We start from the raw sequence: 17,721 nt of genomic DNA, 5'->3' as shown, positions 1-17,721 counted from the left end.
CCGACGATGGTGAGCACGGGGTCCGTGCAAGAGAACTTCAGAGGCGTGGCCGAAAGCGCTCGGCGTAGCCGGTCAGCTCTACGTAGCCTGCCCCTGCCAGTGGCATGCCTCGCTGAGTGCCGGTGATCCGGGCGGCCCCTTCCCAGTAGGTCACCTGGGTGCTGCGGGTGGTGAGCAGTTCCTGGTTGGTGAGCTCCGGGGTCACCTCCAGCATCAGGTCCGCCGATGGAATCGCAATCCTCCATCGAGCCGGATAGTGGGCGCCGCTGAGCCGGCTCGTCCAGAACTCCAAGACTTCAACGCGGACGTCCGATGCCGCCAGCGCTTGCACCCGTCCGTCCGGGAGGATCAGGCTTCCGCTGGAGGCGGGATCGATCGTGCCGTCCGCCAGGCGCAGCCGGTAGAGCATCACGTCCGTCCGGTTGTCCAACTGGATGCCGAACCAATCCCAGCCGACCTGGTTTGCGCCAAGGTCGCCGGAGCCAAACTCGTGGTCCATCCAACTCAATCCGGTGACCGGCAGGACTGCCCCCGCGACGGTGATGGTGCCTGACGTCGACAAGCGAGTCAGCGAGTAATAATGAGAGGCCTGTTCAGGCGCGGCCCCTTTGCGGCTGACACCGCCTTGGCCGTGGACAACAGGTTGTTTCTCGGACGCAACCGTCAGGTCCAGTGCAAAATCGTCTCCGGTGGCCTGGAGGTGATGGTGATGCGGTTCGGCGGGAGACGCTTCGGCCTTCCAACGGTCGATCCAGACGTGGAGTTGGCCAGGGTCGGCCCCCGCCTTGCCGAGGCCGGCCCGGCTCAGTTTTTCGGCATAGGAGAACCGGGAGCGATCCAGATCGGTCAGGGCCACGTGGGCCAAGTAGAGATGGCGGATCGCCCAACGGGACGGATTCTTCCGGGCCGCCTCCTGCGTGACCCCTCGCCGGAAAAACGTCAGTTGATAGCCGAACCGCCGCCCACTCTTGGTGGACAGATGGCCGGTGTAGTACCACCATTCCGTCCGAAACTCCTCATGGGACCCATGGTCGCGCGGAAAGCGATAGACGTATCCGGGCTCAGGGTGGCGGTAAACCCCCGGCGAGGGCGGTTCAGCGGGGACCGTCGCAGGGCCCGATGCAGGGATGGCCAGCAGGATGCCGGCCAAGAGGCAGGCGAGGAGCAGACACCAACCGGCACGATCTCGGCGGACTAGGGGGATGGAATGTGACAAACGCACCTCGCCCTGGTCGGGCACAAGCCGACGAGGCCCGGTGATCGGGGCCATCGGCGTACGCCAGGCTTATAACATGCGCCGGAAGACCGCGCAAATCTCCAGTATTGAAGAGGGTTTTCTGCATCTCGGGGAGCGTGTCGCGTGCCGGTGCGCTGTTGACTTTGCAAACAGCCTTCGGCTATCGTGAGGCATGCCAATCGATCCGGGGCGCGGCCCCTCCGGCGAGGATGCGGAGTTTCATGTGCCGGAACACATCCCGGTCTTCCCTCTTCCCAACGTCGTGTTTTTCCCCAAAACGTACCTGCCGCTGCACATCTTTGAGCCTCGTTACCGCGAGATGGTCACCGACGCGGTGGCCGGGGGGCAGTGCGTCGGGATGGCGCTTCTGAAGGAAGGCTGGGAAGAAGATTACTACGGGAATCCACCGGTTTTTGACATGGGCTGTGTCGGGCGGCTGGTGAGTGTGCAGCCGTTGCCCGACGGCCGGTTCAACATTCTGTTGCAAGGCTTGTCCCGGTTTGAGATCTGCGAACAGTTTTATGAGAAAAGCTATCGGCGGGCCAGGGTCCGGCTCATACCGAACGACGGTGCGGTGAGCCTGGAACCGGCCACCAGGGCGGCGCTGGTTCGGCTCCTGGATACCTACCTGAGCTCGAGCGACGACGGGCATCAGTGGGAAGGGTTGTTGCGTCAAGCGGTGGACGATGAGGCGCTGGTCAACAGTCTGGCCAGCTACCTCGATCTGACCCCGCTCGAAAAACAGTTTCTGATGGAGGCAGATAGTCTGCATCAGCGGGCCCGCCGTCTCAACGATCTGCTGGAGTTCAAACTACAGGAGCGCGGCGGCGTGAAAGGTTGGGGATGATGGAGCAGTCGGTCGCCATTGATGTGTCCAAGTTGGGCAAGAAGTATGACGGCGTCGTCGCCATCCAGGATCTCTCGTTCCAGATCCGGACGGGAGAAATTTTCGCCCTCCTGGGGCCCAATGGGGCAGGCAAAAGCACGACCCTGCGAATTCTCATCACGCTGCTGCGCCCGACCTCCGGCCAGGCGACGGTGCTGGGGTATGATGTCGTTCGGGATGCGGATCGCGTCCGCCGGCTGATCGGCTATGTGCCCCAAGAGCGGGCCATCGATCGATTCCTGACCGGGCGCGAGCATCTGCTGCTGCTGGGCGACTTGTACCATCTGTCGAAGGAGGAAAGCCTCCGCCGCATTGCGGAACTGCTCAAGCTGGTGGATTTGGAAGGCAAGGCGGATCAGCCGGCCAAGACCTACTCGGGCGGGATGAAGCGGAAGCTGGACATCGCCTGCGGCCTGTTGCCGAATCCCAAGATCCTCTTCTTGGACGAACCGACGTTGGGGCTGGACGTCCAGAGCCGTCTCCGTATCTGGGACTATGTCCGGCAACTGCGGAAACGGGGCATCACCGTCGTGATGACGACCAACTATCTTGACGAGGCGGACCAGCTGTGCGATCGGCTGGCCATCATCGACGGGGGGCATATCAAGGCGCTGGGGTCACCGACAGAGTTGAAATCGGGCTTGGGCGGGGACATCGTGTCCGTGACCGTCGGCTCGGCGGCGTTGGCACGGGTGGAGCCGTTGGCCGCTGCGCTCAAAGGGCTTCCCTCCATTCGAGCAATCAGCGCCAAGCCGACGGGGCTGGACATTCGGGTGGAATCTCCCGAGAAGGCCTTGCCGGCGATCCTGGAGACGGCCAACCGGCTGGCGTGTCCGGTGGAATTCATCGAGTACCACCGGCCCAGGCTGGACGATGTGTTCGTGGCCCACACGGGCCATGCCATCCGCGAGGAATTCCCCGCAGCCGAGGAAGAGGTCTAGCTTTATGAACGAATACCGACAGGAGATTGCCGCGCTCACGATGCGCTGGGTCCGCCGGCTGAGCCGCGAGAAGTTCAGCATGTTGTTCACGCTGATCCAGCCGATGCTGTTCTGGTTGATTTTTTTCGGCAACCTCTTTCAGCGCGCCGCCGACGTGCAGGTGGTGCAGGCGCCCAATTACATCAGCTTCCTCACGGCGGGCGTGGTGGTGATGACCGTGCTCAACAACGGGCTGGCGGGCGGAGTGGACCTGCTGTTCGACAAGGAAAACGGGTTTCTGGAGCGGCTGATGTCCACGCCCATCCACCGGACCTCCGTGATTCTGAGCCGGTTTCTCTTCGTGACGACGGTGACCTCGTTGCAAGTCCTGGTGATTCTGGGCGTGGCCTTCCTATTCGGCGTCACGCCGGCGACCGGCTTCTTCGGTGTGGCGGTGATCCTGCTCATCGGGATGCTGTTCGGCGTGGGGCTGACGGCCATTTCCATGGCCATGGCCTTCTCGGTCAAAAGCCACGGGGATTTCTTCTCTGTGCTGGGCTTCCTCTCCCTGCCCATGATTTTTCTCAGCTCGGCTTTGGTCCCGCTGTCCGCCATGCCCAAGTTCATGGCCATGTTGGCGGTGCTCAATCCAATGACCTGGGCTATCGACGCGATCCGACCGTTGATTCTGACCGGGTGGGCGGATGCCCTGCGACCTCTGGGCATTGTGCTGCTGATCATGGTGGCCTTCGACGCCCTGTGCCTGTACGGGAGTGCGAAGGCGTTTCGCCGTGCGATCGGGTGACGGAAGAACCTGTGCCGGGTGAAACGTGTCTCGTGACACGTCAGACGGCCGACGAATATCGAAAGACGAGAGGCGAGCGACGCACGATGCCGACCGGCGAGAACCAGATTAAAGCGCTGATCCGGCTCCTGTCCGACGAGAACGACCGGATCGTCAAGACGATCACCGGCAAACTCATCGAGATCGGCGACACGGCCGTGCCCCTGCTTCAAGAGGCCGAGATCGAACAGCCGGAAATGGCCAAGCGCATCGAGGGGGTGCTCGATGAGATTCGGGGGAAGCGGCTGGAGGATGAACTCCATGCGCTCGTCTCCGCGTCCGACGACGGCGTGGATCTGGAAGCCGGCGCGTTTCTCATCGCCCGGTACGCCTACCCCAACCTGGACGTGCCGACCTACCGTGCCCAGCTCGACGCCCTGGCGGCCGAGGTGCGCGAGCGGATGGGCTTGCGGGTCTCCGGCGAAGAGGCGGTGAAAACACTCGGCCGGTACCTGTTCGCCGAGCAGGGCTTCCGCGGCAATACCAGGAACTATTATGAAACGGACAACAGTTATTTGAACCGGGTACTCGATCGGCGGACGGGGATTCCGATCAGCCTGTCCCTCGTCTATCTGCTCATCGGACAGCGCTTGGGCCTTCCCTTGGCGGGGGTGGGCATGCCGGGGCATTTCCTGGTCAAGCACGAGTCGGAGCGGTATAAGGTGTTTGTGGACTGCTTTAACGGAGGCGCGCTGCTGACCGAGAAGGACTGCGCGCGGTTCTTGATGCAGGCCGGGTATGGATTCGAAGAGCGGTATCTGGCCAAGAGTCCGTCCAGGGCCATTCTGGTCCGAACCCTCAAGAACCTCATTGCCATCTACCACAAATTGGATGAGACGGTGAAAGAGACGCGGCTGACCCGCTTCATCGAGGTGCTGGACGGCAGATCCAAGGGGTCGGAAGGATCGGATCAGGAAGAGGGCTGCGGGTCCTAGCGCCCGTCCTACGTGTGAGAGCCGGCGGCACGGCCGCCCCACCGATTTTGCTTCACAGGCGCACCGTCATTAAGTCGCGGCCCACCGTAATCCGGCCGTCGAACCGGCGTCCGGCCTGCCGCGCGACGTCGTAGCGTTCAGCGATCGGATAAAAGTGCGACAGGATCAGGCGCCTGACGCCGGCTTCCTGCGCCACCCTGCCACAGTCCCCCGCGTGCATGTGGCCGGGGCCCGGGCGGTTCTCGGGGAATGAACAGTCCAAGACGGCCGCATCCGCCTTGCGGCAGAGCGCGAGCAAACCGTCGCAATACATCGCATCGCCCGAGTAGACCAGCGTCTTCTTGCCGTAGCGCACCCGATACCCCAGACAGTGCAGCCGAGGACTGTGCGCCACCGTGCGCGCGGTGATCCGCGTTTTGCCGATGCGAAAGCTCCGGTCGGCCACTTCGCGGATCGTGATGCGGAATGGAGCGGTCCCGAACCCGGGGAAGGTGTGCAGCATGACGCCGAACAGCCGCTTCGTGCCGCGCGGGCCGATGATCGTCAGGTCCTCGCGTCTGCCGACATGCTTGGCATAGTAGACCGCATCGAAGAAAAAGGGAATAAAATCTGCGAAGTGATCGGCATGGAAATGCGAAAACAGGATGTGGGTGATCCGATGCCGGTCCACGCCGGTCTTGATGAGGTTCATGAGGGTGCGGGGGCCGAAGTCCATCAGGAAGATCCGGTCCGTCCGGACCAGGTATCCGGAAGCGGCGCGGGCGGGATGGACGTTGGTGCCGGAGCCGAGGATGGTCAGGCGCATCACGCGAGAGGGCAGCCCTGGCCATGAACCCATCGCAAGGGGTGCTCCCGGCGAATCATTTGGGAGGATGCGGAAACTGGACGTATGGCTGCGGCGGCTCCTGATCCGGCGGGAGAGCCGAGGGCGCCTGTTCACCGGCCGGTCCAAGATGCTTGATGAACCGGTACATGGCGCGCAAGTCGCGTTCATGGATCGTGCGGATCGTGAACCAGGGCATGGGGGGACGTGTTTGCAGGGTGCGGGCCGCCTGCACCCACTGGTCTTCGGTCATGGTCTGCATGTAGAGCCTGAGGTTGGTGGCGTAGGTGGTGCCCCAGGGCCCGCGCCAGCCGAGCTTGTCGCCCGCCAGCCATTGCTTCTCATCCACCGCGCCTCCGGACTGGGCGTAGCCCGGCGTGTGGCAGTCGTTGCACCCGCCGAGTTTGACGAGGTAGCGCCCCCGCTCCAGTGTCGCTGTCTCGGCCTGCTTGCTCGGTTTGTGCGGGGGCGTCGACGGCTCGGCGACATGGACACCGTACGATGCGGATGCAAGTGCTGCAGCGAGGGCGAGACGAATGCGCAGGCTGGGTAATGACATGGGTGGCACCTCCTCTTTGAGCAACGTCACACTGGTGGTTTCACCGGATCCAGGAAGCTGTCGCGGACACGGAGCAGCAAGGTGCGGAGTTGGTCCGCTTCTTTTTGCGTCACCGCCCGCTCGAAGCGAGGCCGCAAGAAGGAGATGTGGGCCGCAAAGGTCTTGCGGAACAATGCCTCGCCTTTGCCCGTCAGCTTGATCTTGGTACACCGCCGGTCCCCGGTCACGGCATCGCGCAGGATGAGGCCCTTGGCTTCCAGCCGGTCCAGCACGCCGGTCAGTGTGCCCTTGGTGACCAGGGTGCGGACGGACAACTCGGAGCAGGTCAGCCCATCCGTGTCGCCCAAGGTGACAATGACGTCGAACTGGGACGGGGTCAAGCGAAGGGACCGGATATGGCGATTGTCTTCGCGCCAGAAGGCCAGGTACGCCTCGACCAGCGGTCGCACGACTTTCAGGTAGGGATCGTCTTGGAGGTCAGGCAGTTCAGCCACGGGTTTCATATGTAGTCCTAGTTAGGATCATTGTCAAGGGGAAAGCGTCGGACAGGCCGTTGACGGCGTCCTCAACGACCCCCTATGATGCGCCGATGATGCGCGTACGGAATCAGCGGGGGCAGGCGAACGTGACCGCGGTGCTCACCCTAATCGGCCTGGTCGTTGCGGCGGTCTGGGCCTGGAAGCGGACGCCGCCCGAGGTCCAGGACCGGGTCCTCGAGCAAGCCCTGCCGCTGACGTTGCTGGGGCTCGCCGGCGTGGTGCTCGTGTGGGTGGGAGTCAGGAAAATTCGCCGCCGCCGACAGACCAGCCGGGAGCGGGACCGGTTGATCGGCTTGTTCCGGCAAGCCACCACGACTCAGCAACGACTCGATCTGGCCTTTGCCCTCGTCGAGTTGAACGGGTATCGACCGGAGGGGCTGGAGCCGGTCGCGGCGCCGATGACCGAACTGTTGATGCACACCCTCAAGACGGCCTTGGGTGACAAGCAGCACCGTGTGCGGGGGATGGCCGCCAGTCACCTGGGCGCATTGCGGGCCAAGGAGGCCATCCCCCTGTTACTGCTGGCGCTGGAGGACGACCATGCCTACGTGCGGGCCAGCGCGGCGCTGGCCTTGGGGCGGATGCGGGCGGCCGAGGCAAAACAGAAGCTGACTTACGTGATGCAGGAGGATTGGGATCAAACGGTGCGGAGCCGGGCGCGGGAAGCGCTGGAGCGGTTGGCGTAGCCTGGCTCCCCCGTGAGGGTGAGCGGTGAAAAGAGACGATCGGCTTACCGCCAGTCGATGACCACGATTTCAGGCGCGCAATTCAGCCGAATCGGGAGCATGGACCAGCCCATCCCACGATTGATGTAGAGCGTATGTCCATTCCGGTGATGGTGCCCCGCCGATCTGCGGTTGCACCCGTAGGGCAGCCAAAAAGGGTGCACCAGCGGGAAGCGCCATTGGCCCCCATGGCTGTGGCCGCAGAGCACCAGGTCGACCGCATGCCGGTGATCCAGGTGATCGAGCACATTGGGGGCATGCGCCAGCAGGACGGTGAACCGGCCTTCGGTCCGTGGCGGGATGCAGGCGAGATCGGCCCGGTGCAGCGAAGGATCGTCCAGGCCGACGATCCCCAGCTCGCCTCCCTCCGTCGGGACGAACATGATCTGGTTGACCAGCAGGTGCAGCTTGTGCCGGTCCGCCAGTTCGCTGAACTGATCCACGGGAACACCGCTGTAATGATCGTGGTTACCCAAGGTGAGGAATACGGGAGCCACGCTGCGGAGACCGGTCAGGAACCGCAACAGGTGAGGGAGCCCGTCCGCGACGGTCAGGAGGTCGCCGGTCACGAAGATCCAGTCCGGCCTCAAGCCGGCGATCGTGTCGAGCACTCTGTCATGGCGAGGATGGTACCGGTCCAAATGCAAGTCGCTGATCTGCACCGCTCTGCGGCCGGCCAGAGGGGCATGACGGTATTCAAGGTTGGTGATCTCCGCCTTGGCGTGGCCCACCTCAGCGGCAGGAAACAGGTTGAAGAACCAATGAAAGGGAAGGGAGGCCCGGTGGGCCAGCGCGAGTTGGAGCCGTCTGGGCCAGCGTAGCGGAAGCTTGATCATCCAGAAACCCTATTCAAGTCGGCCCGATCCGGGGCGGTAAACCGGTAGCCCTTGTCGTACAGGAGGCCCATGCTGGACATGAGGACCTCCAGCCCGCCGGTCTTCCGGACAGCATCGAATTTTGCATTGAGGACGGCCACCTGGGCCTCCGAGGCGTCTCCGGGTCGGAACGAGAGGCCGAACGACTCCAGGATGTCTTGCAACTCGCGTTGGCTGTATCGCCCGTCGTCATTTCCGTCACCCACCAGCGCAAATTCGTAGAAGGTGAGGCTGAACGACAGGGCGGATTGGGTCCGGCTGAAATCTTCTCTCGCGGCATCCAGTCCGCCCGGGTACCTGGATGGGCAGTCTGAAGTCTGAGCAGAACTTCGGTCCGTGGAACGAGCGGGACGGAAGGAAACGCCAAGCACCGGCGGCTGCGCCGGCTTTTTGTGTTGCTGGCGGTAGAACCATTCGGTGCACGTTTGAGCCTGGGCAAAGCCTGCCTTGTCGGTCTGAATCTGCTGTCGGATATGGGCGGTAAAGGAAGCGAACACATTGTCCGGGTCAGCCGCGAGGCGCGCGGCATGGGACGGGGCTGATAAGCCCATCGCGCCGCAGAAGAATGCTAGTATGGCAGAAACCTTGAGCGTGATCCGAGGCGTCATTGTGGTAACAGCGGAGACTCCTGATGTGCGTTGTGTTTTGAGTATACCACGGGCTGGCCGCTTCTGCCTGTGCGCGTAAGGCTTGCGCGACGAGGATTGAGGAACAACTATGGTCCCTGAACAGTCCCTCCCCTTTCTCACCGCAACGGTGCCGGGCATCGGAGGGACGATCCGGACGACGCCGGAGGACTTCCGGGTCGAGGAACGTCCGCTCTACTTGCCCTGCGGCCAGGGCGAGCATCTGTATCTGTCCGTCACCAAGCGGGGGTTGGCCACGCCCCAGATGGTGGACTGGTTTTCATCCCGCTTGGGCGTGAAGGCCCGCTGCATCGGCGTGGCCGGTCTCAAGGATGCCCGAGCCGTGACGACCCAGATGGTGTCCGTGCAGGGCGTTACGCCGGAGCGGATCGCCCAACTGCCTTCCGATGAGCATCTCCTCTCGATCACGATCCTGGGGCGCCACCGGAACCGTCTTCGGACCGGACACCATGCAGGCAACGGCTTCCGGCTGGTCATCCGCGGGGTGCGTCCCTGCGCGGCCGAATCCGTGCCGGCGATTCTCGACCAACTGGGCACACGCGGCCTGCCCAACTATTTCGGGCCGCAACGGCAGGGGCGGGACGGACTCAATTACTCGACGGGAGCCGCGCTGCTCGTGGATCCGGCGCGGCGCGCGAAAATGCCCAAACCCAAGCGGCTCTGGTATCTGCATGCCTACCAATCGTTTCTCTTCAACCAGATTGTGGCCCGTCGGATCGACCGCCTCGACCGGGTGTTCACCGGAGACTGGGCCATGAAACATGAGAACGGCGCCTGTTTCCTGGTGGAGGATGAAAGCGTGGAGCAGCCGCGCGCGGAGGCCTTTGCGATCAGCCCGACCGGTCCTCTGTTCGGCTCGCGAGCCCCCTGGGCCTCCGGGGTGCCGGGAGAGATCGAGCGGGCTGTCGTGGCGGAACAGGGGACGACCCGGGAGGCGCTCAGTGCGGCGGCGGCGGCCTGCGGCTTTCGCGGCGAGCGGCGGCCCTTGCGGGTTCCATTGGAAGGCTTGACCTGGTCGCTGGAGAAAGACGCCGTGACGCTGTCCTTTGTCCTGCCTCCCGGCTCCTATGCCACGAGCGTGCTGCGCGAAGTGATGAAAACCGGCAGCCCCGGCGCCGGCGTCTAGCAGCCTCGGGATTTCACATAAGCCGGATGGCGTATTGACCGACTGAGTGTTTTGGCCTAGCATGGCTCGGTACACTGCCCGGAGGTGCTTCATGCGCCGCCTCATCTGTTTCAGCTTGCTCCTGGCCGCATGTTCCTTGATCGGCTTGGCTCCCGCCTTCGCCGAGAAACGGGGCATCCGCGTCGATGGCAAGAGCCCCGAGGCCTACGTCGCCGAGCAGAGCGGCAAGGCCTACGCCGTCGTCATCGGCATCGACAACTATCAGAAAATCGGCTCCCTCCGGTATGCCGTGGCGGACGCGAAAGCCGTCGCGCAGACCCTGAAGCAGCGGGGCTACGAGGTCACGGAACTCTACAACGAGCGGGCGACCCGCCGGGCCATCGAGAGCGAGCTGCGGACGAAGCTGCCTCGCAAGGTCGGGGAACAGGATCGCGTCCTCATCTTTTATGCGGGCCATGGCCAGGATGAGAAAGTGAAAGGCGGCAAGGCTATGGGCTATCTGCTGCCCGTGGATGTGGAGCAGGATGAGCTGGCCGCGACCGGGGTCAGCATGGGGACCGTCAGAGAGTTGGCGGACGCCTTGCCCGCCAAACACGTCCTGTTTCTGTTGGATGTCTGCTTCGGCGGAATCGCGGGGACGCTGACCAGGGGCGCGCCGCCGGCCGTGACTGAAGCCTATTTGAAGCAGATCACGCGGGAGCGGGGGAGACATGTCATCACGGCCGGCGCGGCCGATCAGGAGGTGATCGAGTCGGCGCAATGGGGCCACAGCGTCTTCACCTATTTCCTGCTCAAGGGGCTCAACGAGGGCCTGGCCGATCAGGACGACAACGGCGTGATCACCTCGCAGGAACTGTACACCTATCTGGAATCGCGCGTTTTTGGAGAGGCCCAGCAGCAGGGCCATACCCAGACGCCGCAGATGGCGGAACTGTCGGGTGAGAAGGGCCAGTTCGTGTTCTTCACGTCGGCGCGGGGCAAGGGCAGCAGTCCCACGTCCGCACCGACTGGAAGTGCCGTCGGCTCCTCCGACGAGATGGTGCACATGCGGGCGGAGCTGGAGGCGCTCAAGGCGCAGATGACCAGGCCGGCAGAGGTCCCCAAACCGATGGACGTGGCGAAGGCCCCGGCCTACGAAGCGCCTCGCCAAACCGGCCGCGAGATCACGGGCAAGGACGGGGCGCCGATGGTGCTGGTGCCGGTCGGCGGCTTTCTGTACGGCGAGAACAACCAGCGGCTGTCACTCCCGGCCTTCTACATGGACAAGTACGAAGTGACGACCAAGCGCTACGCGGCCTTCATGCAAGCCACGAGCCGAGCGGCACCGGAAAAGTGGAATGAAGCCAGCCAGGTGAGCGATGGGGACCGGCCGGTCATCGGGGTGGATTGGAATGATGCCGACGCCTATTGCCGCCACTACGGCAAGCGGCTGCCGACCGAGCAGGAATGGGAGAAGGCGGCGCGGGGGACGGATGGACGCACGTATCCCTGGGGGAATGAGGAGCCGAGCGGCCGGTATGCGAAATACGACCCGGACGGCATAGCCTCCTGGAACGGCTATGCCACGCTGGCGTCGGTGGAGAGCTACAAGATGGGCAAGAGTCCCTATGGGCTCTACCACATGGCCGGGAATGTGTATGAGTTGACGAGTTCGGACTACGACGACAGTGACAAGTACAAGGTGCTCCGTGGCGGGTCGTGGAAAATCGATGCGGGCAACCTGCTATCCGCGGCCCGGTACCTCTACAGCCAGACGGACCGGAGCAACGACGTCGGGTTCCGATGCGCGAAGACTCCCTGAGCCCTTGGCCACTTGAACCCTTGGTCCTTGGGTTTTCATCCAAATCGGGCTCCCTCTCCAGAACTCACAGGGACAGATCCATCGGCGGCCTGTCCCTGAACTCTTTTTTTCTTTTCTCCGGCCACGGATGGAACGGCTGCGCGCTGAGGCGCGCGGCATGGCGGCCAGTTGCACGTCGCAGGCGACTGGGCTGCCGCGAGTCGTTCTTCTGATGGTCCGATGAGGCGAGCGGCCAACCGTCGGACTGTGAGAACCCACCCCTTCCCCAACGCATCATGCCGCCGTCGAATGCGCGCGCCGTTCGTCATCCGTGGTCTGAATGCCGCCTTAGGCAAGCGGGGCGAACTGATTTGGCGCGGACGGCAAAGGAACCGGCCCGGTGGTATGATAATAGCGTAGAGCTGTGGAGGCAGCCGAGCCATGACGAACGCGCAGGAAACGGTCCTCCTCCAGGGCCATATCATCGACTCCCTCATCCTGGCCAAGGTTCTTGACGCGATTCTCATGTTGGGCGGCGCCTTCGAGCTGCTCGACGTGCAGATCGGAAGCCAGCGCGACCAACCTTCACAGGCCCGAATTCTCATCCGGGCTCCGTCCGGCCAACAGCTTGCGGACATCCTGCAGGCCATCCAGCCGCACGGCGCGCGGGTCGAGCGGGAGTCCGACTGTGGCACCGAGCCTGCGCCGGCGGACGGCATCCTTCCCCCCACGTTTTACGCCACGACCCATTTGCCGACCCAGGTCAGGCTCGGCGGGCAATGGATCGACGTTGAGGGCATTGAAATGGATGTGGCGATACGCGTAGGGGCCGACACCGCAACGGCCCAGGCGGTTCCCATGGGGCAGGTTCGACAAGGAGACCGGATCGTCATCGGGCGGGAGGGTGTCCGGGTCCTGCCGCTGGAGCGGCCCAAGGAGCGCGACGTCTTCAGCTTCATGCAAGCCCAGGTGTCGTCCGAGCGGCCACACCGGCATATCATCGCCGATATCGCCGGCCGGATGACGGTTCTGCGCGAGGGCTACAGAGAGGCGCGCAGCGGAGGCCGTCAAGACTGCCTGGTGTTGCTGGTGGGAGGCCCGGCCATTGTCCATGCTGGCGGGCGCGATGCCTTGACCTGGCTCATCGAATCCGAGTTCATCCACGTGCTCTTCGGAGGGAACGCGCTGGCGGCGCACGACATGGAGGCGCACCTCTATGGGACGTCGCTCGGTTACGGCCTCTCGGCCGGTCGGGCCGTGTCGCATGGTCACGAGCACCATCTGCGCACGATCAATCGCATCCGGGCGATCGGCAGCATCGAGCAGGCGGTGGCGTCGGGAGTCATCACCGGCGGCATCATGGCGGCCTCGGTCCGTCACGATGTCCGCATGGTCCTGGCCGGATCCATCCGGGACGACGGGCCGCTGCCGGGCGTGATCACGGACTCGGTCCAGGCCCAGGCGGCCATGCGGGCCGCCTTGCCGGGGGTGAGGCTGGCGCTGCTGGTGGCGTCCACGCTGCATGCTGTCGCGACGGGGAATCTGCTGCCGGCCACGGTGCCCACCGTCTGCGTGGACGTAAACCCTTCCGTGCCCACCAAGCTGGCCGACCGGGGCAGCTTTCAGGCGGTCGGGCTCGTCATGGACGCGGCCTCGTTCCTGCGGGAACTGGCGCGGGAACTGGGATGGAAGGGATGAGCCGCTTTCTCGTCTGTCCGCCGGATTATTTTTCCATCGACTACGAGATCAATCCCTGGATGCGCCTCTCCAACCGCGTCCAGCCCGATCGTGCGCGGCTCCAATGGCGGGGTTTGATGGAGGTGCTTGCCGACAAGATCGGCGCTACACTGGAGCGGATGGAGCCGGTGCCAGGTCTGCCGGACATGGTGTTCACCGCGAATGCCGGATCCGTGCTGGGCCGGAAGGCCGTGCCGAGCCGGTTCCGGCATCCGGAGCGCCGGCGGGAGGAGCTGTTCTTCGACCGGTGGTTTCGGAACCATGGATATGAGGTGACGCAGTTGGATGAAGGCCTCTATTTCGAAGGAGCGGGCGATCTCCTGGGCTTTCCCGACACCTGGTTCGGCGGGTATCGCCAGCGCAGCGACATCCGGGCCTACAGTCGCTTGAGCGAGATCTTCGGACGGGAAATCATTCCGGTCGAACTGGTGGACCGGCGGTTCTATCACCTCGATACCTGCTTCTGTCCGCTCAGCGGGGGGGAATTGCTCTACTATCCCCCCGCGTTCGACCTCTATGCCCAGAAGGTCATTGCGGATCGGATCGGTCAGGATCTGTGTGTGGCGGTGCCCGAGTCGGAGGCGCTTCGCTTTGCCTGCAACGCGGTCTGCGTCGAGCAACAGGTGGTGCTGCCCGATGGGTGTGCCGAGACAATGGCGCTGCTCGCGGCCCGCGGCTACGAGCCCTACGCGGTTCCACTCGATGAGTTCATGAAGGCGGGCGGCTCCGCCAAGTGTCTGACGTTGGCACTGGACTGCATGTGAGGCGTCAGGCGAAAAAATCATCTCACGCCTTGCCCCGTACGCCTCACGATTTCTTGCGCAACAGCCACGATACATAGAGCCCTGCGACGGCGATCGTGACGAGCTCGATGGTCAGAAGAAGCCGACTGACGATTCCGCCGGTGACTTCTTTCCCGCTCAGGATGAAATGAAAACCGAGGAACTCCGGCGGATGTCCGGGCTGGCTTTCCCAGGGAGGGAACAGTCCCGCCAGGAATAGCAGGGCGGCCATGGCATAGAGTACCGGCAGATTCATATCTTCCGCCTCCAGCCTAGCCCGGGCCGTCTGGTCAGGGGAGAGGAATGGGTCGGCCACTGGCTTGCCGCAGCCGATACAGAACCGGCTGGCCGGGGGGAGTGCTTGTCCGCAGGCGCGGCAGTTCACAGGGGCCTCACGATGCGCCCAGGTCCTAGGGGCACGGTTGCACCTCCAGGGTCAATCAGCTAGAGTACCGCATCATAAGCGTCGGGATAAGCGCAGTAAAGACGGTTCTGGCAGGACATTGTCTCGGGTCGAACCATCGGCGGTGAAGAGAGGGTAGAAGCGATCCTCTTGGTGGGCCTGAGCGTCGCCGTTCGCCTGGAGGGACCAGCGCACTTTGACTAGGTTATCCCAGCAACACAGCCGGCCCAGCGGTTCTTCCCGCTCCTCTCGGCATCGGCCGATCCTTCCCGCGATCTTCCTGACCTGTCTCTCCTGCCTGCCGGTCCTGGCCTTTGGAGGCTGGATCGTCTGGTCTGCTTCGTCTGTTGTCGGGCAGGTTTCCCTGAGCCAGGCCCAGGCCAAGGCGGGGGAAGCGATGGGCGCCATTGAGGCGCTCTTGCTGGAGCGTCGCGGGGACTTGCTGATGCTGGCGGACATGTCGGCGGTCAAGGGGCTTGATCCCGCCTTCGTGTCTCCGGCGGTGGACCGCCTCGTCATGGCCAAGCAGCCGGCCTACCGCCTGGCCCTGGTGGCGGACGCCCAGGGGCAGATCCTGGCCGTGAACCAAGTTGACGGTGCGGGGCGTCCCATCGCATCAGGGGCGGTGATCGGGCAAATCGTCGCCCAGGAATCCTGGTTCCAGGACGCCTTGCGGGCGGTCAAACCGGTCGCAGTCGAGGGATTTCAGGTTGATCCGCTGACGCAAGCGGTGTTCGGCGCTGGTCCGCCGGTGCTCAGGATGTCCGTGCCCATCAAGGACGACCTGGGGACCGTCACGGGGGTGCTGTCGGTTCGCCTGGCGTTGCAGCCTGTGCAGGCGATTCTAACGCAACATGGGCGACCCGATCCAAGCGGGCATGCGTATTCGCTGGTGCTTGCGAATAAGGACGGACAACCGATTGCCGGTCCAGCTGAATTGCCGCAGGCGGGACAGACTCCGAGCGCGACAGTCCCGGCCATGGGGTTCCTGGCCGCTTCGGGGCTCAACTGGCGCTTGGCTGCCTATGAGACAGAAGCCCGGTCTGTGTTGCCGGAGCAGGGCCTTGCCTTGCTCGGTCTGGGGTTGAGCGTTCTTCTGACCGTGGGCGGCGTGGCCTGGACGGTCACGCAACGGAATCGGTCAACGGACACCGAACCGGTCGGGTCGACCATGGAGGCGGCGCAAGCGTATCGGGAGCAGCAGATCATCTTCGACTCGGTTCCGGCCATGGTGTTCTACAAGGACCGGAACAATCGGATCCTACGCACGAACAAGGCTGCGGCGGCCTCCATCGGGAAGCCGGTCGAGGAGGTGGAAGGAAAACTGGCCCAGGAATTGTGGCCGGACGAATCGGGCCGGTATCATCAGGATGACTTGGCGGTGATTCAGTCCGGGCGGCCCAAGGTCGGCATCATTGAGCCCTACCATACGGCGTCGGGAGAAAAGCGTTGGGTGCGGACCGACAAGATTCCCCATCGCGACGACCAGGGAGCCGTCATCGGGGTGATCGTGTTTGCCGTGGATATTACGGAGCAGGTCCGGGCCGAGGAGCTGCTGCGCGGGACGCAACAAGCGCTAGAGGCGCGAGTCAGCGAGCGTACGGCCGAGTTGAGCCAGATGGTCGAGACGCTGCAGCGCGAGGCTGCCGAGCGCAAGAAGGCGGAAACGGCGTTGGACCAGAGCGAGGAGCAGGTCCGCCAACTGCAACGGATGGAGGCGGTCGGGCGCCTCGCGGGGGATGTCGCCCACGATTTCAACAATCTCCTCACGATCATTCTCGGGCACAGCGAGCTCTTGCTCAAGGACCTCGATCCACAGGCGCCGTCGTTCCACGCGGTGGACGAGATCTCCAAGGCGGCCGGGCAGGCCTCCGCCCTGGCCCAGCATCTCTTGACCTTCAGTCGAAAACAGCCGCGACAACTTCAGCGGTTGAACTTGAACGACCTGATTACCGCCCAGATTCCGGCGCTGGGGCGTGTGCTGGGAAATCGGAACCGACTGGTCACCTCGTTGACGCCAGATCTTGGACTGGTCCTGGTGGATACTTCGCAGGTCGAGCAAGTGTTGTTGAACCTCTGCCTGAATGCGCGCGAGGCGATGCCGGACGGCGGCACCGTGACGATCGAGACCCGCGGCGTGACGGTGGACGAAGCCTTCGTGCAACGGCATATCCAGAGCAAGCCCGGCGCCTATGTCATGCTGGTGGTCACCGACCAGGGCGTCGGCATGGACGACTATGTCCAAGCCCATTGCTTCGAACCATTTTTTACGACCAAACCCAAAGGAGAGGCGACGGGATTGGGGCTCTCGACGGTCTACGGGATCGTGAAGCAGAACGGGGGCTTCGTTGAGATTGTCAGCGCCCCTGGGCAGGGTACTACGTTCAAGGTGTACCTTCCGTGCGCGGAGGCTCCTGCGTCGGCGACCGCGCCGCCCCCGGGCTCACAGAAGCTTCCGCGAGGCACCGAAACGCTGCTGCTGGTGGAGGATGAAGCCGGCCTGCGGATGTTGCTCTGGCGGGTGCTTGAACAGCAAGGCTATACGGTGCTGGATGCATCATCCGGTTCCGCAGCCCTCGGGTTGGCGTCCAATCACCAGGGGCCCATCCATCTCTTGGTGACCGATGTCGTCATGCCGGAGATGAACGGCGCCGAATTGGCCCGCCTCTTGAGTCCTGCGCGGCCGGAGATGAAGGTGTTGTATATCTCCGGCTACCCGGATGAAACGGTGGAAAGTCATGGCGTGGCCGATCCCCAGACGACCATGCTCCCAAAGCCGTTCACTCCGGAACGGTTGGCCCGCAAGGTGCGCGAAGTCCTGGATCGTCCGGCGGAGCGCTCTGCGGAAGCGGGCGGGCCGTGAGTGCGCAGGCCCTGTGAGGTCCGGTGCACAGCTGTGTTCT

Annotated in this window: 17 protein-coding genes; 10 read left to right on the top strand and 7 right to left on the bottom strand. The window is 63.8% G+C overall.

Translation table 11 applies throughout. The features are described 5' to 3' along the window. Positions 1–37: 37 nt before the first annotated feature. A complete protein-coding gene (locus EPO61_03895) occupies positions 38–1,270 on the bottom strand; it encodes a carotenoid 1,2-hydratase (protein TAJ09869.1) in 1,233 nt (410 codons plus the stop codon). Between the two features lie 139 nt (positions 1,271–1,409). On the opposite strand from EPO61_03895, the gene EPO61_03890 reads away from it, so the two are divergent. From EPO61_03890 to EPO61_03875, 4 genes are read left to right on the top strand one after another with little or no spacing between them, the layout of a single operon-like run. Next, on the top strand, positions 1,410–2,084 hold the full coding sequence (locus tag EPO61_03890; GenBank protein ID TAJ09868.1) for a Lon family ATP-dependent protease: 675 nt from the start codon (positions 1,410–1,412) through the stop codon (positions 2,082–2,084). After that, positions 2,081–3,064 (top strand): ATP-binding cassette domain-containing protein, encoded by a 984-nt coding sequence (locus EPO61_03885; protein ID TAJ09867.1) that lies wholly within the window; start codon positions 2,081–2,083, stop codon positions 3,062–3,064. Before EPO61_03890 ends, EPO61_03885 begins: the two co-directional genes overlap by 4 nt. Positions 3,065–3,068: 4 nt before the next feature. Then, complete coding sequence (locus EPO61_03880) at positions 3,069–3,848, top strand: ABC transporter (GenBank protein ID TAJ09866.1); 780 nt, start codon at positions 3,069–3,071, stop codon at positions 3,846–3,848. A 32-nt stretch (positions 3,849–3,880) separates the two neighbouring features. Next, on the top strand, positions 3,881–4,822 hold the full coding sequence (locus EPO61_03875; GenBank protein ID TAJ09865.1) for a hypothetical protein: 942 nt from the start codon (positions 3,881–3,883) through the stop codon (positions 4,820–4,822). Positions 4,823–4,874: 52 nt separating this feature from the next. Here the strand turns inward: EPO61_03875 and EPO61_03870 are convergent, their stop codons facing one another. Genes EPO61_03870 through EPO61_03860 form a run of 3 tightly spaced genes read right to left on the bottom strand, consistent with a single transcriptional unit; the run spans position 4,875 to position 6,707 of the window. Beyond that, positions 4,875–5,660: an MBL fold metallo-hydrolase gene (locus tag EPO61_03870; protein TAJ09864.1), complete on the bottom strand. Its 786-nt coding sequence runs from the start codon at positions 5,658–5,660 to the stop codon at positions 4,875–4,877. 22 nt (positions 5,661–5,682) lie between these two features. Further along, positions 5,683–6,189 (bottom strand): cytochrome C, encoded by a 507-nt coding sequence (locus tag EPO61_03865; protein ID TAJ10089.1) that lies wholly within the window; start codon positions 6,187–6,189, stop codon positions 5,683–5,685. A gap of 41 nt (positions 6,190–6,230) precedes the next feature. Beyond that, positions 6,231–6,707, bottom strand: coding sequence for a MarR family transcriptional regulator (locus EPO61_03860; GenBank protein ID TAJ09863.1), 477 nt, complete (start codon positions 6,705–6,707; stop codon positions 6,231–6,233). An 86-nt stretch (positions 6,708–6,793) separates the two neighbouring features. On the opposite strand from EPO61_03860, the gene EPO61_03855 reads away from it, so the two are divergent. Beyond that, complete coding sequence (locus EPO61_03855) at positions 6,794–7,429, top strand: HEAT repeat domain-containing protein (GenBank protein TAJ09862.1); 636 nt, start codon at positions 6,794–6,796, stop codon at positions 7,427–7,429. Between the two features lie 44 nt (positions 7,430–7,473). On the opposite strand, the gene EPO61_03850 is transcribed toward EPO61_03855, so the two are convergent. Together EPO61_03850 and EPO61_03845 are read right to left on the bottom strand one after the other, a co-directional pair. Continuing rightward, positions 7,474–8,304, bottom strand: a complete 831-nt coding sequence (locus EPO61_03850; GenBank protein ID TAJ09861.1) for a hypothetical protein — start codon at positions 8,302–8,304, stop codon at positions 7,474–7,476. After that, positions 8,301–8,894 carry a hypothetical protein gene (locus tag EPO61_03845; protein ID TAJ09860.1) on the bottom strand — a complete coding sequence of 198 codons (594 nt, stop codon included), beginning with the start codon at positions 8,892–8,894 and terminating at the stop codon, positions 8,301–8,303. The genes EPO61_03850 and EPO61_03845 overlap by 4 nt, the downstream gene beginning before the upstream one ends. A 166-nt stretch (positions 8,895–9,060) precedes the next feature. Here EPO61_03845 and EPO61_03840 point away from each other — a divergent pair, with 166 nt between their 5' ends. The 4 genes from EPO61_03840 to EPO61_03825 all read left to right on the top strand — a co-directional run bounded on the left by EPO61_03840 (position 9,061) and on the right by EPO61_03825 (position 14,397). After that, positions 9,061–10,116 carry a tRNA pseudouridine(13) synthase TruD gene (locus EPO61_03840; protein ID TAJ09859.1) on the top strand — a complete coding sequence of 352 codons (1,056 nt, stop codon included), beginning with the start codon at positions 9,061–9,063 and terminating at the stop codon, positions 10,114–10,116. Between the two features lie 61 nt (positions 10,117–10,177). Beyond that, complete coding sequence (locus EPO61_03835) at positions 10,178–11,917, top strand: hypothetical protein (protein TAJ09858.1); 1,740 nt, start codon at positions 10,178–10,180, stop codon at positions 11,915–11,917. 420 nt (positions 11,918–12,337) lie between these two features. Beyond that, complete coding sequence (locus EPO61_03830; protein TAJ09857.1) at positions 12,338–13,594, top strand: TIGR00300 family protein; 1,257 nt, start codon at positions 12,338–12,340, stop codon at positions 13,592–13,594. After that, positions 13,582–14,397, top strand: coding sequence for a nitrate reductase (locus EPO61_03825; GenBank protein ID TAJ09856.1), 816 nt, complete (start codon positions 13,582–13,584; stop codon positions 14,395–14,397). Before EPO61_03830 ends, EPO61_03825 begins: the two co-directional genes overlap by 13 nt. A gap of 43 nt (positions 14,398–14,440) precedes the next feature. Here the strand turns inward: EPO61_03825 and EPO61_03820 are convergent, their stop codons facing one another. Then, the gene (locus tag EPO61_03820) at positions 14,441–14,671 is read right to left on the bottom strand and encodes a hypothetical protein (GenBank protein ID TAJ09855.1); all 231 of its coding nucleotides are present in this window, start codon (positions 14,669–14,671) and stop codon (positions 14,441–14,443) included. Positions 14,672–15,014: 343 nt separating this feature from the next. Here EPO61_03820 and EPO61_03815 point away from each other — a divergent pair, with 343 nt between their 5' ends. Continuing rightward, on the top strand, positions 15,015–17,681 hold the full coding sequence (locus EPO61_03815; GenBank protein ID TAJ09854.1) for a response regulator: 2,667 nt from the start codon (positions 15,015–15,017) through the stop codon (positions 17,679–17,681). Positions 17,682–17,721 lie beyond the last annotated feature (40 nt).

This window comes from Nitrospirota bacterium (genome assembly GCA_004296885.1).
In the GTDB taxonomy this organism is placed as follows: domain Bacteria; phylum Nitrospirota; class Nitrospiria; order Nitrospirales; family Nitrospiraceae; genus SYGV01.
This window is presented reverse-complemented; position numbering and strand designations above follow the sequence as displayed.